Annotated in this window: 23 protein-coding genes; 13 read left to right on the top strand and 10 right to left on the bottom strand. The window is 70.1% G+C overall.

Translation table 11 applies throughout. From position 1 onward, the window contains the following. Positions 1 to 296: 296 nt before the first annotated feature. Positions 297 to 1502 (top strand): GGDEF domain-containing protein, encoded by a 1206-nt coding sequence (locus MFF30_RS16510; RefSeq protein WP_238280575.1) that lies wholly within the window; start codon positions 297 to 299, stop codon positions 1500 to 1502. A 41-nt stretch (positions 1503 to 1543) separates the two neighbouring features. Here MFF30_RS16510 and yidD read toward each other — a convergent pair whose 3' ends face one another. Both yidD and MFF30_RS16520 read right to left on the bottom strand, forming a co-directional pair. After that, complete coding sequence (gene yidD, locus MFF30_RS16515; protein ID WP_238280576.1) at positions 1544 to 1867, bottom strand: membrane protein insertion efficiency factor YidD; 324 nt, start codon at positions 1865 to 1867, stop codon at positions 1544 to 1546. 1 nt (position 1868) lies between these two features. Next, positions 1869 to 2309: an iron-sulfur cluster assembly scaffold protein gene (locus MFF30_RS16520; protein ID WP_238280577.1), complete on the bottom strand. Its 441-nt coding sequence runs from the start codon at positions 2307 to 2309 to the stop codon at positions 1869 to 1871. Between the two features lie 310 nt (positions 2310 to 2619). Here MFF30_RS16520 and folE point away from each other — a divergent pair, with 310 nt between their 5' ends. From folE to MFF30_RS16535, 3 genes are all read left to right on the top strand, one after another. Beyond that, the gene (gene folE / locus MFF30_RS16525) at positions 2620 to 3399 is read left to right on the top strand and encodes a GTP cyclohydrolase I FolE (protein WP_494337909.1); all 780 of its coding nucleotides are present in this window, start codon (positions 2620 to 2622) and stop codon (positions 3397 to 3399) included. 28 nt (positions 3400 to 3427) lie between these two features. Further along, a complete protein-coding gene (gene hisI / locus MFF30_RS16530; RefSeq protein WP_238280579.1) occupies positions 3428 to 3844 on the top strand; it encodes a phosphoribosyl-AMP cyclohydrolase in 417 nt (138 codons plus the stop codon). A gap of 99 nt (positions 3845 to 3943) precedes the next feature. After that, complete coding sequence (locus MFF30_RS16535; RefSeq protein ID WP_373320922.1) at positions 3944 to 4978, top strand: patatin-like phospholipase family protein; 1035 nt, start codon at positions 3944 to 3946, stop codon at positions 4976 to 4978. Positions 4979 to 5020: 42 nt separating this feature from the next. Here the strand turns inward: MFF30_RS16535 and MFF30_RS16540 are convergent, their stop codons facing one another. Both MFF30_RS16540 and MFF30_RS16545 read right to left on the bottom strand, forming a co-directional pair. After that, complete coding sequence (locus MFF30_RS16540; RefSeq protein WP_238280580.1) at positions 5021 to 5452, bottom strand: CBS domain-containing protein; 432 nt, start codon at positions 5450 to 5452, stop codon at positions 5021 to 5023. Between the two features lie 203 nt (positions 5453 to 5655). Next, positions 5656 to 6474, bottom strand: coding sequence for a rhomboid family intramembrane serine protease (locus MFF30_RS16545; RefSeq protein ID WP_238280581.1), 819 nt, complete (start codon positions 6472 to 6474; stop codon positions 5656 to 5658). Positions 6475 to 6946: 472 nt separating this feature from the next. Here MFF30_RS16545 and MFF30_RS16550 point away from each other — a divergent pair, with 472 nt between their 5' ends. After that, positions 6947 to 7555 carry a PAS domain-containing protein gene (locus tag MFF30_RS16550; protein WP_238280582.1) on the top strand — a complete coding sequence of 203 codons (609 nt, stop codon included), beginning with the start codon at positions 6947 to 6949 and terminating at the stop codon, positions 7553 to 7555. A 119-nt stretch (positions 7556 to 7674) separates the two neighbouring features. Further along, entirely contained in the window at positions 7675 to 8301 is a 627-nt protein-coding gene (locus MFF30_RS16555) for a PilZ domain-containing protein (protein WP_238280583.1), read from the top strand. A gap of 3 nt (positions 8302 to 8304) precedes the next feature. Here the strand turns inward: MFF30_RS16555 and MFF30_RS16560 are convergent, their stop codons facing one another. Next, entirely contained in the window at positions 8305 to 9582 is a 1278-nt protein-coding gene (locus tag MFF30_RS16560; protein ID WP_238280584.1) for a deoxyguanosinetriphosphate triphosphohydrolase, read from the bottom strand. A gap of 179 nt (positions 9583 to 9761) precedes the next feature. Here MFF30_RS16560 and MFF30_RS16565 point away from each other — a divergent pair, with 179 nt between their 5' ends. After that, on the top strand, positions 9762 to 10088 hold the full coding sequence (locus MFF30_RS16565) for a HesB/IscA family protein (RefSeq protein ID WP_238280585.1): 327 nt from the start codon (positions 9762 to 9764) through the stop codon (positions 10086 to 10088). Between the two features lie 131 nt (positions 10089 to 10219). After that, entirely contained in the window at positions 10220 to 12037 is a 1818-nt protein-coding gene (locus tag MFF30_RS16570) for an aq_1923 C-terminal domain (protein WP_238280586.1), read from the top strand. A 25-nt stretch (positions 12038 to 12062) separates the two neighbouring features. Here the strand turns inward: MFF30_RS16570 and cuyB are convergent, their stop codons facing one another. From cuyB to MFF30_RS16590, 4 genes are all read right to left on the bottom strand, one after another. Beyond that, positions 12063 to 12773 carry a cysteate racemase gene (cuyB, locus tag MFF30_RS16575; protein ID WP_306424587.1) on the bottom strand — a complete coding sequence of 237 codons (711 nt, stop codon included), beginning with the start codon at positions 12771 to 12773 and terminating at the stop codon, positions 12063 to 12065. Between the two features lie 158 nt (positions 12774 to 12931). Further along, complete coding sequence (locus tag MFF30_RS16580; protein ID WP_238280587.1) at positions 12932 to 13804, bottom strand: LysR family transcriptional regulator; 873 nt, start codon at positions 13802 to 13804, stop codon at positions 12932 to 12934. Between the two features lie 14 nt (positions 13805 to 13818). Continuing rightward, the gene (gene rnd / locus MFF30_RS16585; RefSeq protein WP_238280588.1) at positions 13819 to 14970 is read right to left on the bottom strand and encodes a ribonuclease D; all 1152 of its coding nucleotides are present in this window, start codon (positions 14968 to 14970) and stop codon (positions 13819 to 13821) included. An 80-nt stretch (positions 14971 to 15050) separates the two neighbouring features. Continuing rightward, complete coding sequence (locus tag MFF30_RS16590) at positions 15051 to 15506, bottom strand: hypothetical protein (protein ID WP_238280589.1); 456 nt, start codon at positions 15504 to 15506, stop codon at positions 15051 to 15053. Positions 15507 to 15691: 185 nt separating this feature from the next. Between MFF30_RS16590 and aspS the strand changes: the two genes are divergently transcribed. From aspS to MFF30_RS16615, 5 genes are all read left to right on the top strand, one after another. Beyond that, positions 15692 to 17506, top strand: a complete 1815-nt coding sequence (gene aspS, locus MFF30_RS16595; protein WP_238280597.1) for an aspartate--tRNA ligase — start codon at positions 15692 to 15694, stop codon at positions 17504 to 17506. A 69-nt stretch (positions 17507 to 17575) separates the two neighbouring features. Continuing rightward, on the top strand, positions 17576 to 18448 hold the full coding sequence (locus MFF30_RS16600; RefSeq protein ID WP_238280590.1) for a glycosyltransferase family 2 protein: 873 nt from the start codon (positions 17576 to 17578) through the stop codon (positions 18446 to 18448). A gap of 63 nt (positions 18449 to 18511) precedes the next feature. Next, positions 18512 to 18829: a hypothetical protein gene (locus tag MFF30_RS16605; RefSeq protein WP_238280591.1), complete on the top strand. Its 318-nt coding sequence runs from the start codon at positions 18512 to 18514 to the stop codon at positions 18827 to 18829. Between the two features lie 68 nt (positions 18830 to 18897). After that, a complete protein-coding gene (locus tag MFF30_RS16610; protein WP_238280592.1) occupies positions 18898 to 19785 on the top strand; it encodes a hypothetical protein in 888 nt (295 codons plus the stop codon). Positions 19786 to 19928: 143 nt separating this feature from the next. Continuing rightward, positions 19929 to 20624: a hypothetical protein gene (locus MFF30_RS16615; protein WP_238280593.1), complete on the top strand. Its 696-nt coding sequence runs from the start codon at positions 19929 to 19931 to the stop codon at positions 20622 to 20624. Between the two features lie 4 nt (positions 20625 to 20628). Here MFF30_RS16615 and MFF30_RS16620 read toward each other — a convergent pair whose 3' ends face one another. After that, positions 20629 to 20883 (bottom strand): DUF3297 family protein, encoded by a 255-nt coding sequence (locus MFF30_RS16620; protein WP_238280594.1) that lies wholly within the window; start codon positions 20881 to 20883, stop codon positions 20629 to 20631. Between the last annotated feature and the right edge of the window lie 192 nt (positions 20884 to 21075).

Below are 21075 nucleotides of genomic sequence, written 5' to 3' on the forward strand. Positions count from 1 at the left end.
GGTCTGAGAGCCGGTGCCGGCCCGAGGTGTCGCGGCAGGCTATCGTCCCGGATATTCACGTGCTTGTGAATGACTTTCCCCGGGCGATAGTCTGATTTTGTCGTGTGTCTTGCGGTCGAAGGGCAATCGAAGCGAGCGGCTAAACAGACCTTAAGGGGTTCAGGGCCAGAACATCCTCAGGATGACCTGAACGGCACGGCGTGCCGAGGTCTCCTACGAGGAAGGTCCGGCGCGGTTCGATGCATGTCTGTCCGGGTAACGCGATCCCAGATGAGAACGGGGCCGAGAACGGGTCGTTGCTGAGGTGGGTCGAGGCCGACCTCCGGCGGCCCTGGTCGCAGATCGGCTTCGGGGCCGCCCTCGAACCGCGCTATCAGCGCGCGATCGAGACGGGCCGCACGCGCCGCTACATCCTCTACCACCTCTCCGGGATGGCTGTCTTCGACCTCTTCATCTTCATCAACGCCCTGGTCATTCCCGACGTTCTCGCGCTGGTGATCGTCCTCGATCTCGCGGTCCTCACGCCCGCGCTGCTCGTTCTGGTCTGGCTGATGCACCGGAGGATCGTTTCGTCCGTCCTCGCCAGCACCCTCTTCCTGTTCCCGATGATCGGCACGATGCTGGCGCTGATGCTGGCGTCGCACATGCAGAACGCCGTGATGATCGCGTTCGCGATTCCGATGGTCATGGTCTACGGCTGCATCGCCCTGCCGCTCCCGGTCCCCCAGGCGGCCATCGTGGCGATCGGTGCCACCATGCTCACGGCCGGGGCCGTCGTGTTCCATCCCCGGTTCGACCTCGGCGGCGTTCTATTCGCCATCATGCTCAACCTCAGCATGGCCGGTTACCTGCTGTTCGCCGCCTTCCGCAACGAGATCAGCGAACGGCGCTTCTATCTCCTGAACCTGCGCGATGCGCTGCGGTCCGAGAGCCTGGTCGAGCGGAACCGGACGCTGCTCAGCCTCTCCGACACCGATGGCCTGACCGGCATCGGGAACCGGCGGGCCTTCGATGCCCGGCTCGAGAGCGTCTGGCGCGACCAGGGTCCGTCCCGGACGCCGGTCGCCCTGATGATGATCGACATCGATCACTTCAAGCGCCTCAACGACACCTACGGCCATCTCGGCGGCGATGCCTGCCTGCGGGCGGTGGCGGCCATCGTTGACGGGACGATGCGGGACCCGGCCGCAGCCACCTTCCGGTACGGCGGCGAGGAATTCGCGGTGATCCTTGTCGGTCCGGAGGCCGAGCGGGTCGACGTGATCGCCGAGCAGGTCCGCAGGTCCGTCGAGGCCGCCCCGGTGGCCCTCCCAGGCGATTCCCAGGGCGGCGTCGGCGTCACCGTGAGCATCGGGTGCGTCGCGATGGTGCCGGACGCCGATCGTCCGCACGTGACGCCGATCGCCATCGCCGATGCGGCCCTGTATCGGGCCAAGCTGACGGGGCGCAACCGGGTCCAGATGGGGCTCGCGGCTCCCGATGCGGTCCTGCAGGTCGCCTGAACGGCGGGATCGGCCGAACAGGACCCGCAACGGGACCGGCCTCACCCGCCCTCGACGGCCTCGCAGGCGAAAGGCGAGGGCGGCGCATTGACCCCGCGCCAGCGGCCGTAGCGCCAAGGGGTGAACCAGGTCGCGCGCGGCGGCAGCGCTTCCGGCACCAGGTCGATACCGTGGGTGCCGAAGGGGCCGCAGCGGCAGATCCGGGAAAACCCGATCCAGCCGCCCGCCCAGAGTCCGTGCCGCTGGATCGCCGCGTCGGTGTAGTGCGAGCACGAGGGCCAGTGCCGGCACTGACGGCCGATCAGGCTCGACAGGGTGAGCTGATAGGTACGGATAGCCCCGTGGGCGACACGGCGGAGCTGCATGCTACTCGGCCGCCGCCCTGGCCTCGATCCGGTCCAGGGCATCCACCACCGCGTCGAAGGTCAGCAGCGTCGAGGCGTGGCGGGCCTTGAAGTCGCGCACCGGCTCCAGCACGGCAAGGTCCGCCCACCGGCCGTCCGGCGCCGGCCCGTTCTCCTTGAGCATCCGCCGCATCGCGGCACGGACCGCGCGCAGTTCGCCGGCGCTGGCACCGACCACGTGGCGGGCCATCAGCGAGGACGAGGCTTGGCCCAGGGCGCAAGCCTTCACCTCATGGGCGAAGTCGGTGATCGTGTCGTCCCGTACTGCGAGGTCGACCGTGACGGTGGAGCCGCAGAGCTTCGAATGCGCGGTGGCGCTGGCATCCGGCGCCGGCAGGCGCCCGAGGCGCGGGATGTCGGCGGCCAGTTCGAGGATGCGACGGTTGTAGATGTCGTCGAGCATGGCGTTCCGTTCCGTCTGCGACCTGATCCGCGCGCCCCGCCGGGAGGTCGGCAGAACGCCGGCTTCCGATCCGAAGGGCTGATCCGCGCGGCCCGCATTGCGCGCCGACGCGATAACGTCGATATAGGCGCCAACGCACCGTTTCGCGAGGAGGCGGCTCGTCGACCCTGACCGCGCCCACGGCCAGGGTCGCGCCACGGCAGACGGCACCGTCCGGGCATCGGCCGCAGCACGGCCCCATGGTTCGACGATGTACGCAAAGCCTGACAGCCACCCGATGACGACCCGGATCGCCCGGGCGGAAGATGCCATGGATGCCGCGCTCAAGTCCCTTTCCTACCGCCTGACCGAGACGGAGGAATCCGGGATGGAACCGACCCGCCAGAACGGCGCCCTCAGCACCATGCGCAACGACAACGCGCGCGTCGCCGAGGCGCCCGCGCCCGAGACGGCTCGGGAGCCCGAGATCGCCCCCCTGCCCGCCTCCGCTCAACGGGTGCCGGACGCCATCGCCACCGGCCGCCCGAGCCGCGAGGAGGCGGAGGCCGCCGTGCGCACGCTCCTGCGCTGGGCCGGCGACGACCCGAACCGCGAGGGTCTGCGCGACACCCCGGCCCGGGTGGTGAAGGCCTACGGCCAGATCTTCGGCGGCTACGATCAGGACGCCGACGCGCTCCTCGAGCGGGTCTTCGAGGAAGTCGAGGGCTATTCCGACATCGTGCTGGTGCGCGACATCCCGTTCTACTCCCATTGCGAGCACCACATGGTGCCCTTCATGGGACTGGCGCACATCGCCTACTACCCGACCAAGGGCGTGGTCGGCCTGTCGAAGCTCGCCCGCGTGGTCGACACCTTCGCCCGCCGCCTGCAGACCCAGGAGACCATGACGGCGCAGATCGCCGACGTGATCGAGAGCATCCTCAAGCCCCGCGGCATCGCCGTGATGGTCGAGGCCGAGCACCTCTGCATGGCCATGCGCGGCGTCCAGAAGGCCGGTGTCTCCACCATCACCACCCAGTTCCGCGGCGCCTTCCGCAACGACGCCAACGAGCAGGTCCGCTTCCTCACCCTCGTGCGCAACAAGTCCTGAGCCGTCCCGCGATGACGTCTGTCTCCCGATGACCCGCGCCTTCCCGGAGCCAGGCAGCCGGGCCGAGGTCGAGGAGGGGGCGACCTTCACCCCCCGCTTCGACGCCAACGGCCTCGTCTCCTGCATCGCCGTCGATGCCGCCGATGGGCAGGTGCTCATGCTCGCCCACATGAACGCCGAATCCCTGGCCCGCACCCTCGAGACCGGCGAGGCCTGGTACTGGTCGCGCTCCCGCGGCGAGCTCTGGCACAAGGGCGCCACCAGCGGTCAGGTCCAGCGCGTCGTCGAGATGCGGGTCGATTGTGACCAGGACGCCGTGCTGATCCGGGTCGACGTCGGCGGTGACGGCGGCTGCTGCCACACCGGCCGTCGCGCCTGCTTCTATCGCCGCGTCGATCACGATCCGGCGACCGGACAGGCGACCCTGCGGCCCGCCGATGCCTGATCCCGGTGCGATGCGGACCTGTTCGATGCGGGTCCGGCCGCGCTGCCCCGCGTCGTGCGTCCCGTGTTCTCGCGTCCCCTGTCCCTGCACGCCGTGTCGATGATGTGGGACGGCCTGTCCCCGGGGGCCGTGCGGGCCGAAATTCGGCAGGCCGCGCCCGCGCGTTTTCCCGCCGGCGCTGTCGAGCCCGTGTCGGCGCCGCAGGCTCCGGGTCCGCGCATCGGACTCGCCCTCGGCGGCGGCTCGGCCCGGGGCTGGTCGCAGATCGGGGTGATCGAGGTGCTGGAGGAGGCCGGCATTCACCCGGCCGTGGTGGCGGGCTGCTCGATCGGTGCGGTGGTGGGCGGCTGCTACGCGGCGGGCCAGCTCGGCCTGCTCAAGGCCTTCGCCCTGTCGCTGACCCGGCGCAGCGTGATGGGTCTCCTCGACCTGCGGCTCCGCTCCGGCCTGATCGCGGGAGATCGCCTGAAGCGGCGCCTCCAGCACGATCTGGCCGACCGCCGCATCGAAGGCCTGCCGATCCGCTTCGCCAGCGTCGCCACCGACCTCGACAGCGGCGAGGAGGTCTGGCTCACCCGAGGCTGCCTCGTGGAGGCCCTGCGCGCCTCCTACGCCTTGCCCGGCATCTTCCCACCGGTGCGCTGCGGCGGCCGGCTCCTCCTCGACGGCACCCTGGTCAACCCGGTGCCGGTGACGATCGCGCGGGCGCTGGGGGCCGACCTCGTGATCTGCGTCAACCTCAACGGTGACCCGCGCCCTGGCGTGCGGGACGCCCCGCCCGCGCGGATCACGGCCGAGGCGGTGCTGCCCGTCCCCCGCCGGCCCCGGCGCTGGATCCTGCGCCGTCCGGGCTCGCGCGGGTCCGGAGACGGCGAGCCCGAGCGGGCGAACGGACTCGCCACCCCGGGCATGGCGCGGGTGATGCTCGACGCCTTCAACATCACGCAGGATCGGATCTCGCGGGCGCGCCTGGCGGGCGACCCGCCGGACATCGCTATCGTGCCGCGCTTGTCCGAGATGGGCCTGTTCGAGTTCCACCGGGCCACCGAGGGGATCGCCCTCGGCCGGGAAGCGGCCCGCGCCGCCCTGCCTCAGATCCGCGGCCTCGTGGCGGCGGCCGCGGCCCGGATCTGAGCTGGATCGCGGCCGGTGGCGCGAAGCTCCGGCCGGTCCGGTTCAGGCCATGGTGATGTAGTCGCGCATCGCCTGATGCTCGGCCTCGACGGCCTCGATCCGGCGCTTGACCACGTCACCGATGGAGATGAGGCCGGTGAGCCTACCGTCCTCGACCACGGGCACGTGGCGGAAGCGGCCATCGGTCATGAGGTGCATCACCTCCTCGATGCTGCAGGCGCGGGTGCAGGTGGTGACCTCGGCGGTCATGTGTTCGGAGACCAGGGCGTCGAGGGCATTGGCGCCCTTGCCGGCGAGCGCCCGCATGATGTCGCGCTCGGAGAGGATGCCGCGTACCGCCCCGTCCGCATCGCTGACGACGACGGCGCCGATGCGCTTCTCGGCCAGAAGGTGGATGGCCTCGTCGAGGGTGCGCTGCGGCTCCACCGTGATGACGGAGCGGCCCTTCTCGGCGAGGATGCGAGCGACGGTCATGGACGTGTCCTTTTCCTGAATTCACCCGTGGGACGGGGTGGCCGGGCTTGGCCAGTCGCGGCAGCGTGCCCGGCTCGGTCTGTGGCGATTGTGTGGCCCCGGCGCGCGCATGGCAAGATCCCGCAGACCCAAGGCGTGCGGATTGCAGGATAATTCAGGTCTTGGACGCCGGCCACATCTTGAGCGCTGGCTCGAACGCGCCGTCAGCGTCCGTGGCGGTCGATCAGTGGCAGGAGGAAGAAGCCCGCGATGAAGCCGCCGAGATGCGCGTCCCAGGCGACCGACGTCGCCTCGGCACCGAGCGGCAGGGCAATGATGCCGAACAGGAAGTTCGTGATGAGCCAGATGCCCAGGAACATCACCGCCGTGCGGTTGCGCATCAGTTCGGGGATCGTCTGCAGTGGCGGCGGCGCGGGACGCTGCCAGGGCGCTCCGCCCCCGGCGTAGACGGGGGGCGGCCGGAATACGAAGCGCGCCGCCGCCGCCATCAGGGCGGAGACCCCCGCCGACGCTCCGATCAGGGGCGCGGTGCTCAGGGGGTCGAGGATGACATGGAGGATGCCGCCTGCCACCGCGCCGGCCAGGGCGACGAGGCCGTAGCGCCAGGGGCCGTAGCGACGGGCCACCGGCGAGCCGAAGGCGGCGAGCCAGACCGTGTTGAAGATGACGTGCATCCACGAGCCGTGCAGCAGCGCGTAGGTGGCGAAGGTCCAGGGCATCGCGGCAGGCTCGGCTGCCACGTAGCGGGCGAAGGCCTGGCGGGCCTGCACCACCTCGGGATCCCCCGCCAGGGTCGCGGCGTTCGCCAGCAGATCCGCGGCCCGGGCCGGGTCGAGGGCCACGCTCCAGCGGCCCGGAATCAGCGCGAGGTCGATCAGCGCGGCGATGTCCCAGGTGTCCGGCAGCACGAACTCGCGCAGGGCGTGGATCCCCACCAGGAGCCCGATCGACGCGGTGACCACGCCCGGCATGTTGAAGATCGGAACGCGGTTCTGGGGCGGCAGGTCGGGCGTGGCATCCATGGCGACACCATGTCGGCCCCTGGACCGACCCGGCAAGTCCTTCGTGGTGCGAAAGCCCTTCACGGCGCGAAAGTCCCGCGTGGCGTGAAAGACCCGGGCAGCGCGAAAAACGGGAGGACGCGCGCGGGCGCCCTCCCCGAGGTGGAAGGCCGCCCGGTGACGCCTGCGCGTTCCCGGGCACCGGCAAGGACCAGCAAGCCGCCGGGCCGGCATGGCCGACCCGCTCCTTCCCGTGTCTCGCCTGAGGGTGGCGCGGCCTCCCTTCGGCGAGGCCCGCAACTTCGCCTGAAACTTGGCGGTGGACAACCCGGGCGGACCGTTAACCTTGACCGAAACTTAACGGCGCACTGAAAATGCGGACGGCATAGGCTGTGCGGGTGACGGACCACATCCTTCGGATCCGGTCCGGTTTGCGCCGGCCGTTTCCGAGTTCGAGACGGTTCGCTTCTGAGCCGTGCCAATGTGGGACACCATGAAGCACCCGACCAGCCGTATGCTCCACAGCTACTGGGACCGCCTGCGCCGTGCACGCGCCGCACCCGAGCGCAGCGAGATCGAGCCCGGCGAGATCCGCAATCTCCTGGCCGACAGCCTCATCCTCGAAGTCGACATGTCCCGTGCCGCGGCCTCCGTCCGGCTGGCCGGAACCCACGTCTGCGCCCTGTTCGGGCGCGAACTGAGGGGGCGGTCCTTCGGCGAAATTTGGGGCACGCCCGACGCCGATCCGTGGCGGCTGGTCGAGGCCGTGGCTGTCGACACGGTCGGGGTCGTGGCGGGCCTGCACGGCACCACGGAGCGCGACGAGGCCGTCGACCTCGAATTGCTGCTGCTCCCCCTGCGCCATCATGGCGAGACCCACTCGCGCATCCTCGGCGCGCTCAGCCCGGCTTGCGTGCCCCACTGGCTCGGCATCCGCCCGGTGACGCGCCTGCGGGCGACCTCCATGCGCATCCTGGGACACGAGCCGGCTCCGGCCGCCCTCGATGCCGAGGCGACGCTGCGCAACCTGCCCGAGCCCGCCAACGATACCGCCCCGCTTCGCCGGGGGCATCTCCTCGTTCATCCCGGCGGGCGGTCCTGATACGCAGGGCGCGATGCCGACGACCTTTTCCGAGACGTCTCGCTGCGCCCGCGCAAAACTTTCGTAACGACAGGTGCCTATTTCTACCGGGAGTGAGTCCTCGAAACGAGTCGCCCGCAATGATCGAGGCCGCCCCGCGTTCCGCCGCGAAGCCCTACCGTGATGTCCGGGGCTCCGATCTGCGTCGGCATCAGCGCGTCAAGGTCTCGATGCTCGGCCGCTACATGCTGTCGGACCGGCGGGAATATCCCTGCCAGACCGTGGACATGTCGCCCGGTGGCGTCCGCCTGACCTGTGCGGTCGTGGGCGACCTCCGGGAACGCGTCGTCCTCTACCTCGAGCATATCGGCCGGATCGAGGGCACCATCGCGCGCCTCCTGCCCGGCGGCTTCGCCGTTCAACTCATCGCGACCCCGCGCAAGCGCGACAAGATCGCCTCGCAGTTGACCTGGCTCGCCAACCGCGATTCGCTCGGGTTGCCCGAAGGCCGGACCCATGAGCGACTCACGCCGCACGCGGCCGGTGTCGTCCTGCGTCTGGAGAGCGGCCGCGAAGTGCAGGCCCGGATCATCGATCTCTCGATGTCCGGCGTCGCCCTCTCCACGGCGACCGCCCCGCCCCTCGGCGCGAGCGTGATGGTCGGGCGTACCCCGGGCCGGGTCGTGCGCTACTTCGAGGGCGGTCTCGGCGTGCAGTTCATGCTGCCGATCTCCCCCGACCTGTTCCACGAGGGTTTGACGCTCTGAGCGTCACGGCTCCGCCAGCGGCAGGCCGCGGCTGTTGGGGCGCCAGAGCAGATCCGGCGTCTCGGTAAAGAGCTGCTTGTGGGCCAGCGCCGCGTAGGTGTCGGTCATGCCCGCGATGTAGTCGGCGACCCGGCGGGCGATGCGGCCCTCTCCCGCCCCCACGAGGTCCGCCGACCACTCGTCCGGCATCGCCCCAGGCTCCGCCGTGAACCGGGCGAACAGGTCGGACACGATCAGGTTGGCCTTCTCCCGCACCGCGAGCACGCCGGGATGGCGGTACATCCGGGCGAACAGGAAGGCCTTGATCTCCGCATCCGCCCGCGCGATCGCCTCCGAGAAGGCGATGACCGGCGCCCGCGCCGCCCGGATGTCGGCGACCGAGCGCGGATCGAGGGCGATGATGCGCCGGGTGCTCTCGGCGATCACGTCCTCCACGAAGCGGGTGATGACGCGCCGTGCCAGCTCGTGGATTTTTCGCGAGGCTTCGAGATTCGGATGGAGCCGGTCGATCTCGTCGAGGAGGCCGCGCAGGAACGGTACCTCGGCGAGGTCGGAGAGATCGAACAGGCCGGCGCGCAGGCCGTCGTCGAGGTCGTGGCTGTCGTAGGCGATGTCGTCGGCGAGCGCCGCGGCCTGGGCCTCGGGCCCGGCGAAGCGGGTGAGTTCGAGATCGTTGAGGACGTTGTATTCGACGATCGCGGCTGGGATGCCGCGCGCCGTCCAGCGTCGGGTCGGGCGCCCGTCCGGCTCCAGCAGGGGACCGTTGTGCTTGACGAGGCCCTCCAGGGTCTCCCAGGCGAGGTTGAGCCCGTCGAAGCCGGCGTAGCGCCGCTCCAGCCGGGTGACGAGGCGCAGGGCCTGGGCATTGTGGTCGAAGCCGCCGTGGGCCGCCATGCAGGCGTCCAGGGTGTCCTCGCCCGTATGCCCGAAGCAGGTGTGGCCGAGATCGTGGCTCAGGGCGAGCGCCTCGGCGAGATCCTCGTCGAGGCCGAGTGCCCGCGCGAGCGCCCGGGCGATCTGGCTCACCTCCAGGGTGTGGGTCAGCCGCGTCCGGTAATGGTCGCCCTCGTGATGCACGAAGACCTGGGTCTTGTGCTTGAGGCGCCGGAAGGCCGAGGAGTGGATGATGCGGTCGCGGTCGCGCTGGAAGTCGCTGCGCGTGGGCGAGATCGCCTCCGGGATCAGGCGCCCGCGGGTGGCCGCCGGGTCGGTGGCATAGGGTGCCCGCCAGCGCTCCCCGCGCCGCCGGACTTCCGCCCGCTCCCTCTCATCTGCCGGCATCACGTCTCGCTGTTCCAGAATCGCGCCAGCCCCGGTCCGGGCTCCTGACGCACCGTCGCGTTGCAGCATCGGTCCCCCGGGCATATCTTATGTCTCCTGACATTTGTTCCAATGCCGTCCCGGCCCACGATCGGCCGGAACGCCGGCGGATCTCGACATCACCCCGCGAGTGCACCCGGATGGCCGACATCACCCTGACGCCCCGCGCCGCCAAGCGCATCAACGAGATCATGGGCGCCGAGCCGCCCGGCGCCTCCCTGCGGATCAGCGTGAACGGCGGCGGCTGCTCGGGCTTCTCCTACGCCTTCGACATCGAGCGGGCGCGGGCGGCCGACGACGTCGCGATCGAGCGCGACGGCGCCACCGTCCTCGTCGACCCGATGTCGCTGGAATACATGAGCGGTTCGACCATCGATTTCGTGAACGACCTGATCGGGCAGTCCTTCAAGATCGAGAACCCCCTGGCCACCGCCTCCTGTGGCTGCGGAACCTCGTTCTCCCTGTGAGGCGCGCGGGACCGGTCGCGACCGCCGTGCCGCGATTGCCTCGCGCGTGAAACTGCGTCACGGATGAGCCCGCTCTTCCGACAGCGCCACTCAAGTCCGCGCCACCCAAGTCAGCGATCCCGGATACGCCCATGACCCGCTCGAAAGGCCGCCCCCTCCGTGCGTGGGCGACCGGCGCCTCGGCCTGCGTCCTCGTCCTTCTCGGGGCCGGCCTCACGGCGCGGCCCGGTCCGGTGCTGGCCCAGGAGGCGGCCTCGGCGGTGCAGGACGTGACGCTGCAGGACGTGACCTTCGTCTTCGGCGACACTGTGCTCAAGGCGCCCCGCATCACCGCGAGCGGCACGCGCCTTTCCAAGGACGAACTCACCGCTCTGCTGAAACCCGGCCCCGGCGAGTCCTGGCCGGCCCGCCTCGTCCGGCTGGACGCCGCGAGCCTCGCGATCCCCGAACTGCGGGTGGAGCGCGCGGGACCGGCCGCGGCCCCGGTCGTGACCTATCGCGACGTCATGGCGCGGGATGTCCGCGCCGGCCGCATCGCCGAACTGACCGCCGCCGGGGCCTCGATCCTCGTCGCCGGCGGGCCACAGAAGGGGACCGGCACCTATGGCCGCCTGCGAGCGACGGATGTCGACCTCGCCGTGCTGGCCCGCCTCTACGGCGAGCCGGGCGACGGCAAGAGCGCCCTGCAGCGGGTCTACGCCACCTTCTCGGTGGACGAGGTCGCCTACGTGGATGCGCGCGGCACCGCCGTCACCATCGCGCGGATCGAGGGACGCGACCTCAGCGGCCGCCAGATCCCGGCCACCTGGACCGGGGCGCTCCAGGCCTTCACGGGCGTCGATTACGACACGATCGCCCCCGCCGAGCGCACGCGCCTGCTGACCCTGGGAGCCGACCTCGCCGAGGCGGTCTCCCTCGGCACCCTGGAGGCGACCGGCCTCAGCGTGCAGGAGGCCAAGCCCCGCGACGCGTTCCGCCTCGGCATCGCCCGGATGGGGATGACCAATGCCGGCGGCACCCTGGAGGACATCACCTTCTCGGGCGGCGACGGTGCCAAGGCCCGCATCGCCCGCCTCTCCCTGGACGGCTTCTCCCTGAGCCCCACCATCGTGGCCCTGCGCAAGCTCGCGGCCCTGACGGCGGAACCCTCCGAGGCCGATCTGCGCCTGCTCACGCCGGCCATCGGCACCCTGGCGCTCAAGGATCTCAGCCTCGACCTGCCGCCCGAGCCGGCGACCCCGCGCGGCCCCCGCGACCCCGCCGACGCGACGGGCGCGATGCATGTGGGCCTGCGGGACGCCGCCCTGAACTTCGCCCCGCCCCGCGACGGGGTGCCGACCGCCGGGCGCCTCAGCCTGTCGGGCCTGACCATGCCGGCCTCGGCGGTGGCGGGGGTGCCGGGTCTGGGCTCGCTCGGCCTCTACGGCTACAGCGACCTCGACCTCGCCCTCGTGGCCGATACCTCCTGGGACGAGGCGGCCCGGGAGCTGAAGCTCAGCGAGGTCTCGATTTCCGGCAAGGACATGGGCCGCGTGCGCATCAACGGCATGATCGGCGGTATCGGCCCGGAGGTCTTCAACCCGGACGTGGCCATCTCGAGTTTCGCCATGCTGTCGGCCACCGCCAAGGCGCTGGACCTCACCATCGAGAACACCGGCCTGTTCGACCGCTTCATCGCCGCCCAGTCGAAGGTGCTCAGCCTCAAGCCCGAGGAGCTGAAGCAGGAATACGTTACCGCCAGCGTCTTCGGCGTGCCCGCGATCCTGGGCAATTCGGCGGGTGCCAAGGCGGTGGGCGCCGCCATGGGCCAGTTCGTGACGAAGCCCGGCACCCTCTCCCTCAGCCTCCGGCCCAAGAACGGCACCGGCATCGGCATGCTGGAGTTCGGCGCGGCCCCGACCCCGGCGGCCCTGTTCGACCGGCTCGACGTCAACGCCAAGGCGAACTGAGGCCCGCTCTCTCAGGTCGCCCGGATCACGCCGCCCGGCTTGCCGGGACGGCGGCGGCGACGCAGGCCCGCGCCAGGGCGTCGGTCGCGTCGAGCAGCACGGCGCCGAGCGGCTCCGCCGCGTCGCACAGGGCGAGCGGGATCTCGGTGCAGGCCATCACCACCTGCCGGCACCCGCCCGCCATCAGCGCCGCGGCCGCGGCCCGCAGCAGCGGCCGGGCCTCGGCGCCCTGCCCCGCCTTGACGAGGCGCACCGCCCGCATCACCGCGGCCTGGTCGGTGGGCACGCGGCAGGTGAAGCCGTGGCGGCCGAGATGACGCGGATAGAGCCCCGTCCGAAGGGTGCCGTCGGTGGCGAGCAGGCCCACGGGCCCGCCGGCCAGGCCCCTGTGGGCGAGCTCTGCTACCACCGCGTCGACGATGTGCAGGATCGGGATGGGCGTCAGGGCCTGGAGCGCGCCATGCCAATGATGCGCGGTGTTGCAGGGGATCGCGAGGCGGGTCGCGCCGGCCGCCTCCAGGCGGCGCAGCGCCAGGGTCATCGCCGGCAGCGGGTCGGGCCCCTGCCCCAGGATCGCCCGGGTCCGGTCGGGAATGTCGGCGGCTTGGGCCACCATCACGGCGAGATGGTCCTGATCACGGGCGGCGGGCGTCGCCTCCACGAGCTTGCGCAGGAAATCCACCGTCGCCATCGGCCCCATGCCGCCGAGCACGCCCAGCACCTCGCTCCCCGCCATCGCCCGCAATCCTCGCCGCTCGTTCCGGTGACGGGATGCGCGAAGTCCGGCTCGGGCGCCAATGCCGTGTCGGGAAGGCCCATGCGGGTTCGGACTAACGTGGGTTCGGACCGACCTGGGTTCGGACCGACTTGGGTTTGGATTGAACTGGGTTCGGACTAACCCGCCTCGGCCGCCGCCCAGATCGCCGCGACAGCGGCGCGCGCCTTCGCTCCGTGAGCCTTGGCGCCGTTCCGGTAGAGCCGGATCTCCAGGGGCACCTCGGGTCCGGCCACGACGAGGCGGCCCTCGGCGAGTTCGCGGACGACGAGGCTGCGCGGCACGAAGGCGAGGCCGTGCCCTTCGAGTGCCATGCATTTCAGGGCCTCGGCCATGGGGTTGGCATGGACCACCGGCCCCATCGGCAGGCCGAGCGCGGCCTCGGCGAGATGGCTGACGCGGCCGAGGAAGGAATCGCGCCCGTAATCGAGGCGCGGGAGCGGCCCGCTTTCGGCCAGAGCCGGGCTCCGCACCGCGACCAGTGCATCGGCACCGACCACCCGGTGGGGATAGAGTTCCGGGTCGAGGGGGATCGGCACGCCCGGATGGTGGAAGGTCAGGAGGAAGTCGGAGCCGCCCTCCACCAGGGCCTGGAGGCAGTCGTGGAAATCGTCCGGCTGGAGCCGCGTCGCCACCGGTCCTGTGCGTGTGGTCAGGGTCCGGAACCAGGCGGGGAAGAACGTCAGCGCCAGGGTGTGCAAGCCGGCGATGCGCACCCCGGGCGCGGCCGAATCGAGGCCGGCGCGCAGGTCGGCCCTCGCCCCGAGGAGCACCCGCACGCTCTCCTCGGCGGTGTCGCGGAAGCGGCGCCCCTCCGGGGTCAGGGTGGTCGGGTAGGTGCTGCGGTCGACGAGGCTCACCCCGAGCCAGAGTTCCAGGGCGCGGATGCGCCGGCTGAAGGCCGATTGGGTGACGTGGCGGGCCTCCGCCGAGCGGGAGAAGCTGCGGGTCTGGGCGAGGCTGAGGAAATCCTCCAGCCACTTCAGCTCCACGGACGCCCCCGGACCTACGCCAGGTCGCGTACCACCACCCGGCCGCGCTCGGCCGAGAGGGCGAGGCGGCCGCCCTTGAGGGCGAGCGCCTTCTCGCCGAACAGCGCCCGGCGCCAGCCGTGCAGCACGGCCACGTCCGCCGCGTCGTCCTCCGCGATGGCCTCGAGGTCGTCCACCGTGGCGATGATCTTCGGGGCGACGCCCTCCGTCTCGCACACGGCCTTCAAGAGGACCTTGAGCAGTTCGACGAGGGCCCCGTTGCCGCCGCGGCTGCGGGCGCGCTCGGGGAGCGCGATGTCCGAGAGGTCGCGGGCAAACCCCCGCTCCACCGCCGCCAGGATGTCGGTTCCGGTGCGCGAGCGCTCGAAGCCGGCGGGGATCGAGCGCAGGCGCCCGAGCGCCTCGACGTTGCGCGGGGCCGAGGTCGCGACGTCGATCACCGCCTCGTCCTTGAGGATGCGCCCGCGCGGCACGTTGCGGCTCTGAGCCTCGCGCTCGCGCCAGGCGGCGACTTCCATCAGCACGGCGATCTCGCGGGGCTTGCGCATCCGCCCGGCGAGGCGCCGCCAGGCGGAAGCGGGGTCGGCCTTGTAGGTCTCCGGCGAGGTGAGCACGCTCATCTCCTCGTCGAGCCACTCGCCGCGGTCGGTGGAGAGGAGCTGACCCGCCAGCACCTCGTAGACCTTCACCAGATGGGTGACGTCCGAGAGGGCGTAGCTCAGCTGCGCGTCCGAGAGCGGCCGGCGCGACCAGTCGGTGAAGCGCGAGGACTTGTCGATCTTGGCCTTGGCCACGTCGTTGACGAGTTGCTCGTAGGAGACCGAGTCGCCGTAGCCGCAAACCATGGCGGCGACCTGGGTGTCGAAGAAGGGCTGAGGCAGCAGGCCGCCGAGGAGCCAGATGATCTCCAGGTCCTGGCGGGCGGAATGGAACACCTTCACCACGCCCTCGTCGGCCATCAGTGCGAAGAACGGCGCGAGGTCGAGGTCGGGCGAGAGCGGGTCGACGAGCACGCCCGAGCCGTCCGGCGATGCCATCTGGATGAGGCAGAGCTTCGGATAGTAGGTCGTCTCGCGCATGAACTCCGTGTCGACGGTCACGAAGGGATGCGCGGACAGGCGGGTGCAGGCCTCGGCCAGGGCCGCAGTGGTGGCGATCAGATTCATAGAATCGGCTATACCGAAGGTTCTCGCCTCAGGCGAGGGACGCCGGACCCGGTCACCAGAATTCGAGGCCGCGAATACCTCTAGGCGGCGACCTCGCGCGGCCCGGCGCGCGTCTTGACCGGGCGGCGGCGCGCCGAGAGCGCCCGGATCTGGGCCGCGCGCTCCCGGCGCTGCGCCTCGGCCCGGGCCAGGAGCCAGTCGAGGATGCCGGCCTCGATCCGCGTGGTGCTCGCCGGATCGGTGAGCCGGCGGATGCGGTCGGCGCGAAAGCCCCGGTAGCCGCCCCGGCCCCGGTCGATGCCGCCCAGGAGCGTCCGGCCCGGCCCGAGCTTCAGCTCGCGCGCCTCGACCCGCCGGGTGCTCCAGGCCCCGCGCGAATCCTCGTAGACGATCTCGAAGGTGCCCTCGAGGGGCAGGACGCGCCACCGGCCCTCCTGCCGCTCGCCCGTCGCGGACGCGGCGGTGGCGGCCTCGGGAGTGGCCTCATGAGCCGCCCCTGTCTGCCGCAAAATACCGAAAAAAGCGTTCGAATTCATAGGCCTGATATGGGAATCGCCGGGTGATTCCGGAAGGGATCAGGACCTGAATCCGCTGGGTTTCGGCGGCCTTCGGGCCTTGCCCGCGCATCGCCGTCGCCTTGACTTCACCTCCCCCGCGTGAATGGTGCGCCGCTCAATCCCCAAAGCCCGTGATCCGTCAGCCCGTTATGCAGCAGCCCGCCATGCACCGTTACCGGACCCATACCTGCGGGGCGCTCCGGCCGTCCGACGTCGGCGAGAGCGTCCGCCTCTCCGGCTGGTGCCACCGCATCCGCGACCATGGCGGCGTGCTGTTCATCGACCTGCGCGACCATTACGGCCTGACTCAGTGCGTGGTGGATTCGGATTCGAAGGCCTTCCAGGCCGCCAACGTGGCGCGCTCGGAATGGGTCATCCGCATCGACGGCCGGGTCCGCACCCGTCCGGCCGGCACCGAGAACCCGGACCTGCCCACCGGCACGCTGGAGGTCTACATCGACGACCTCGAGGTGCTCGGCCCGGCGGGCGAGCTGCCGATGCCGGTTTTCGGCGACCTCGACTACCCGGAGGAGACGCGGCTCAAGTACCGCTTCCTCGACCTGCGCCGCGAAAAGCTGCACGCCAACATCATGAAGCGCGGCGCGATCATCGATTCGCTCCGCCGCCGCATGCGCGAGGGCGGCTTCTTCGAGTTCCAGACGCCGATCCTCACCGCCTCCTCGCCGGAGGGCGCGCGCGACTATCTGGTTCCGTCCCGCGTCCACCCGGGCAAGTTCTACGCCCTGCCGCAGGCGCCCCAGCAGTTCAAGCAGCTCACCATGATCGCGGGTTTCGACCGCTACTTCCAGATCGCGCCCTGCTTCCGCGACGAGGATGCACGCGCCGACCGGTCTCCGGGCGAGTTCTACCAGCTCGACATCGAGATGAGCTTCGTCACGCAGGAGGACGTGTTCCAGGCGGTGGAGCCGGTCCTGCGCTCGGTCTTCGAGGAATTCGCCGAGGGCAAGCGCGTCACCGGCACCTTCCCGCGCATCCCCTACGCCGAGGCGATGCTGAAATACGGCGTCGACAAGCCGGACCTGCGCAACCCGCTGATCATCGCCGACGTGACGGCCGAGTTCGCCCGCGAGGACGTCGCCTTCAAGGCGTTCAAGGGCGTGATCGCGTCCGGCGGCGTGGTCCGGGCCATCCCCGCCACGGGGGCGGCGACCCAGCCGCGCTCGTTCTTCGACAAGCTCAACGACTTCGCCCGCGCCGAGGGCGCCCCGGGCCTCGGCTACATCATCTTCGAGGACGATGGCGGCACGATTACGGGTAAGGGCCCGATCGCCAAGTTCATCCCGGCGGAGGTCCAGGCGGCCATTCGCGAAAAGACCGGCACCAAGGCCGGCGACGCGGTGTTCTTCTCCGCCGGCACCGAGGCCAAGGCGGCGGCCCTCGCCGGCAAGGCCCGCATCCGCATCGGCGACGAACTCGGCCTGTCCGACAAGGACCAGTACGCGTTCTGCTGGATCACCGACTTCCCGATGTACGAATGGAACGAGGACGAGAAGCGGATCGACTTCTCCCACAACCCGTTCTCGATGCCGAACTTCGAGCGCGAGGCGTTCCTGGCCCTCGACCCGGCGGACGCCGAGACCATCCTGAACATCAAGGCGTTCCAGTACGACATCGTCTGCAACGGCACCGAGCTGTCCTCGGGCGCGATCCGCAACCATCGCCCCGACGTGATGGAGAAGGCCTTCGGCATCGCCGGTTACGGCCTCGCGGTGCTGGAGGAGAAGTTCGGCGGCATGCTCAACGCCCTGAAGCTCGGCGCCCCCCCGCACGGTGGCATCGCGCCGGGCATCGATCGCATCGTCATGCTGCTCTGCGGCGAGCAGAACCTGCGCGAGGTGGTGCTGTTCCCCATGAACCAGCGCGCCGAGGACCTGATGATGGGGGCGCCGGCCGAGGCCACGCCGAAGCAGCTGCGCGAGCTCCACATCCGCCTCAACCTGCCCGAGAAGGGCGCCTGAGGCCGACCGGCCCCGCGGCCCCGCACCGGGGCGGCGGGGCCGTCCGGGGTGAGGCCTTCCGAGTCGTCCATGCCGAGCGTGATCGCCGTCGTCGTGGCGCATGACAGCGCCGAGCGCCTACCCGCCTGTCTGAGCGCCCTCGCGGCCGAGCACGTCCCGGCTCTCGTGGTGGACAATGCGAGCCGGGACGCCTCGGTGGCCGTGGCCCGCGCGGCCGGGGCCGAGGTGGTGGAGAACCCCCGCAACGAGGGGTACGGCCGCGCCAGCAACATCGGCGTGGCGGCGGCCCGGCGCGCCGAGCGCGTCCTGATCCTCAACCCGGACGTGGTCCTGCGGCCGGGCGCCGTGGACGCGCTGCTGGTCGCCGCGCGCGCCTACCCGGATGCGGGGCTGCTCGCGCCCCGGCTGGTCGAGCCGGACGGGCGCGTCTTCTTCCAGCCGCGCTCGCTCCTCTCACCCTATCTGGCGAACCCGCAGGGTCGGCGCGCCCCGCCGGAGGGAGACGTCTGCGCGCCCTTCCTCTCCGGGGCCTGCCTGATGCTGCGCCGCGACCTCTTCCTGGCCCTGGGTGGCTTCGACCCCAACATCTTCCTGTTCTACGAGGACGACGATCTCTGCCGCCGGATGGCGGATGCGGGCCATGCCCTCGTGCATGTCCACGCCGCGCAAGCCGTGCATGACCGCGGGCGCTCCTGTGCGCCGGAGCCCGGCCGGGTGTTCCGCACGCGCTGGCACCAGGCCTGGTCGCGGGCCTATGTCTGCGCCAAGTACGGCCTGCCCGATCCGAGCCTCGGCATGCTCGCGATCAACCTAACGAAGGCGACCCTGACCGGCCTTGCTCTGCGGCGCGGGCGCTTCGAGCGGTATGCGGGCTCCGCCGCCGGCGCCATCGCGGCCCTGCGCGGACTCAGCGCCCTCGCCCGCGAGGGCCTGCATCCATGAGGGCCGAAAATCCATGAGGCTTGACACCCGACGGCCCGCGTCACCGGGCGGTATCACCCCGTGATGAAGCGCATCACGCCCGCCGAGGCCCTCGTCCGCGCCGTCGAACTCCTCGCGGCGCAGGGTTTCGCGGTGGTGGCCCGCAACACCCGGGGCGACAGCATTTACCTCAAGCCCGAGGCCTGTCCCTTCGCCCTGCGGGTCTCGAACCACGCCCGCACCCCGAAGCAGCGCAAGAACCACCCCGACGCCATCACCAGCCTCGTCCTGCGCGACCCGACCTCCGAGGTGGCGCTGGCGGAGGCGGTCGCGATGGCGGTGCGGAATTTCGCCGGTGAACGGGCCAAGCGCGAGCGGTTGCTCGGGGTCGGCGCGGACTGACCACCTCAGGTTTTGAAAATAGAGCTAAGATAGGTTTTTATTAATATTTTATCGGTTCCGTGAGAGAGATGGGCCGGTCGCTCGATCTCTCTGACGCGCCGCCCATGTCGTTGTCAGGTCGTAAGAATGCGGAACGCGCGAAACTCCCCTATGATCTCGCGGCCCTGAGGGTCGAGCTCGGCCTGCTCCGCGTCGAGCATCTCCTCTTCCGGAAGTACGATCCCGATCAGCCCCGGACGCCCGCCGGCCAGCCCGGGGCCGGGCAATGGACCTCTGGCGACGACGGGCAGGACGTCGTCACCGACGACGGTTCGCGGGTGCTCTCGCTGCGGATTCGCAGCCGGCCGTCCGAGACTCGGGACGAGCAGCACACGGTCGTCGCACCGGACGGCACCCGGACCGTATTCGAGATGGAGGGGCGGACCCAGACCGTCCGCGATGGCGAGACGGGAGAGATCCTGTCGCGCGGTACCCTGGTCGACGGTCGGGTAGAACCGGAAGCCTTCGTTCAGAGCGCGAGGATCCTGAGCCCGTCTCCTGCACGGCGCGCGGCCGCGGTCGAAGCGGCCTTGGCACTCTTCAGAGCGCTGTCTCAGCGGATTGGCGCCGGTCCAGCGCTCTTCGTCGCACCAGCCAGCGAATACGAGCGCAGTGGTGATGCATCCGCCGGAGCGACCTGGATCGGTGAAGTGGAGCGGGCCGATCTGGATCTCGCCTGCCCACGCCACGGCGAAGTGCAATCCCTGCTGGACAGGACGATGGCAAGCGTCACGTCATCCGGGTTATACCTGACACCACAAGCTGTGGGTACGCGTGTTCACACTCTGATGGCCCAGGATATCAATTCGCGCAATGACCCGAAGTTTGTGGCTGAGGTATCATACAGTAAAAAAATCGAAGGTATTTCAAGGCGCGGAGTTAAAGACACTGTAAGAATTGATGTTCTCGAAGGATAAAATCCATCTACGGTTTGCATTTATGATCCGAAGACAGGAAAAAGGGGGATCGAGCCGAGAGTTGCGAACGATTATGCAGCGGCTGCGATGCGAAATTTCCCGCATGCGAAGCGTTTCATACTTATCGAGGTGAAGCCGAACCCATGACGACCGCCCGTCAGGCGCGAACAATCTTCCGTCCCCTGGCCGACCGCCACGGCGATTTCGCCTATACCGGCGGGCGCGAGCTCTGGCTCGCGCCGATTCATCACACGGTGTCGCGGGTCTTCGTGGATCGTTCGTACGAGCGGGGTGTCTTCCGGATCGGGTGGTCGATCGTACCGACCTTCGTGCCAGTGCCGAGCTTGTCCGATATCATCGGATCCTGCTGGAGGCACCTCTATCCACCTCACGAAGGCGGGTCTCCGTACTGGCACTGGTCCGATCCCGTTACGGTGGAAGCCGCGTGGTCCGTGATCGAGGCCGAAGCCCTGCCGCTGCTCCGGTCGATCGACACTCTCGAACGATGGGCGGCCTTTTTCCGTGAGGCGTTCGACATCGCCCTGACCGGCTTTCCAGGGCAGCGTCTCATCCTCGACATCGCCCTCGGCGACCTTCCGGCCGCCCGCAGTTCGCTGGAGACGCTCCTTCCGCACTTCCAGGGTGACGCAGAAGGGCACACGCCATTCTACCGATACATGCGAAGCCTGATCATCCCCGTGGCCGAGCCGCTTCTGGCCGGCGACCGGGCCGCGCTCGCGACAATCCTGCACGGCTGGGAGGCGGACAATATCCGCGGCACGAAGATCGAGCCCTACTGGGAGCCGACGCCGTTCCCGCTGGAGGACGCGTCGGCCTGAGGCTTCAGCCCTCGGCCGGAGCGTCGTCGCGAAAATATGGCTCCACGGGGCCCTTGAGCTTCACCGTCATCGGGTTTCCGGCGCGGTCCAGGGTCTTGCCGGCCGAGAGGCGGACCCAGCCCTCGCTGACGCAGTATTCCTCGACATTGGTCTTCTCGACGCCCTTGAAGCGGATGCCGATGCCACGCTCGAGGATCTTCTCGTCGTAGAACGGGCTGTTCGGGTTCACAGCGAGGCGGTCGGGGGGCGTATCGGACATCGGCGCGGACCTTGGATCGTTTCACGTCGTGCGGGTTGGGTTTCGCACGCAAGCCGGTACGGGATTCAGGCGGGTGCCGCAACGCCGGGCGCTTCGGCGCCGTCCCGAGCCCCGCGATCCCGCCCCCAATGGAACAAAATGCCCCGATCGTCAGCCTCGGGATGCAATCCGGGCGCGACAGCGGCGGCCCGG

The organism is Methylobacterium goesingense (genome assembly GCF_022179225.1).
Taxonomy (GTDB): Bacteria; Pseudomonadota; Alphaproteobacteria; order Rhizobiales; family Beijerinckiaceae; genus Methylobacterium; species Methylobacterium goesingense.

What these genes read in the sequence shown, in the direction of transcription:
- yidD (WP_238280576.1), bottom strand. Translation starts at nt 1,867, where the DNA reads ATGCAGCTCCGCCGTGTCGCCCACGGGGCTATCCGTACCTATCAGCTC.
- MFF30_RS16520 (WP_238280577.1), bottom strand. Translation starts at nt 2,309, where the DNA reads ATGCTCGACGACATCTACAACCGTCGCATCCTCGAACTGGCCGCCGAC.
- folE (WP_494337909.1), top strand. Translation starts at nt 2,620, where the DNA reads ATGGATGCCGCGCTCAAGTCCCTTTCCTACCGCCTGACCGAGACGGAG.
- hisI (WP_238280579.1), top strand. Translation starts at nt 3,428, where the DNA reads ATGACCCGCGCCTTCCCGGAGCCAGGCAGCCGGGCCGAGGTCGAGGAG.
- MFF30_RS16535 (WP_373320922.1), top strand. Translation starts at nt 3,944, where the DNA reads ATGATGTGGGACGGCCTGTCCCCGGGGGCCGTGCGGGCCGAAATTCGG.
- MFF30_RS16540 (WP_238280580.1), bottom strand. Translation starts at nt 5,452, where the DNA reads ATGACCGTCGCTCGCATCCTCGCCGAGAAGGGCCGCTCCGTCATCACG.
- MFF30_RS16545 (WP_238280581.1), bottom strand. Translation starts at nt 6,474, where the DNA reads ATGGATGCCACGCCCGACCTGCCGCCCCAGAACCGCGTTCCGATCTTC.
- MFF30_RS16550 (WP_238280582.1), top strand. Translation starts at nt 6,947, where the DNA reads ATGAAGCACCCGACCAGCCGTATGCTCCACAGCTACTGGGACCGCCTG.
- MFF30_RS16555 (WP_238280583.1), top strand. Translation starts at nt 7,675, where the DNA reads ATGATCGAGGCCGCCCCGCGTTCCGCCGCGAAGCCCTACCGTGATGTC.
- MFF30_RS16560 (WP_238280584.1), bottom strand. Translation starts at nt 9,582, where the DNA reads ATGCCGGCAGATGAGAGGGAGCGGGCGGAAGTCCGGCGGCGCGGGGAG.
- MFF30_RS16565 (WP_238280585.1), top strand. Translation starts at nt 9,762, where the DNA reads ATGGCCGACATCACCCTGACGCCCCGCGCCGCCAAGCGCATCAACGAG.
- MFF30_RS16570 (WP_238280586.1), top strand. Translation starts at nt 10,220, where the DNA reads ATGACCCGCTCGAAAGGCCGCCCCCTCCGTGCGTGGGCGACCGGCGCC.
- cuyB (WP_306424587.1), bottom strand. Translation starts at nt 12,773, where the DNA reads ATGGCGGGGAGCGAGGTGCTGGGCGTGCTCGGCGGCATGGGGCCGATG.
- rnd (WP_238280588.1), bottom strand. Translation starts at nt 14,970, where the DNA reads ATGAATCTGATCGCCACCACTGCGGCCCTGGCCGAGGCCTGCACCCGC.
- MFF30_RS16590 (WP_238280589.1), bottom strand. Translation starts at nt 15,506, where the DNA reads ATGAATTCGAACGCTTTTTTCGGTATTTTGCGGCAGACAGGGGCGGCT.
- aspS (WP_238280597.1), top strand. Translation starts at nt 15,692, where the DNA reads ATGCACCGTTACCGGACCCATACCTGCGGGGCGCTCCGGCCGTCCGAC.
- MFF30_RS16600 (WP_238280590.1), top strand. Translation starts at nt 17,576, where the DNA reads ATGCCGAGCGTGATCGCCGTCGTCGTGGCGCATGACAGCGCCGAGCGC.
- MFF30_RS16605 (WP_238280591.1), top strand. Translation starts at nt 18,512, where the DNA reads ATGAAGCGCATCACGCCCGCCGAGGCCCTCGTCCGCGCCGTCGAACTC.
- MFF30_RS16610 (WP_238280592.1), top strand. Translation starts at nt 18,898, where the DNA reads ATGGGCCGGTCGCTCGATCTCTCTGACGCGCCGCCCATGTCGTTGTCA.
- MFF30_RS16615 (WP_238280593.1), top strand. Translation starts at nt 19,929, where the DNA reads ATGACGACCGCCCGTCAGGCGCGAACAATCTTCCGTCCCCTGGCCGAC.
- MFF30_RS16620 (WP_238280594.1), bottom strand. Translation starts at nt 20,883, where the DNA reads ATGTCCGATACGCCCCCCGACCGCCTCGCTGTGAACCCGAACAGCCCG.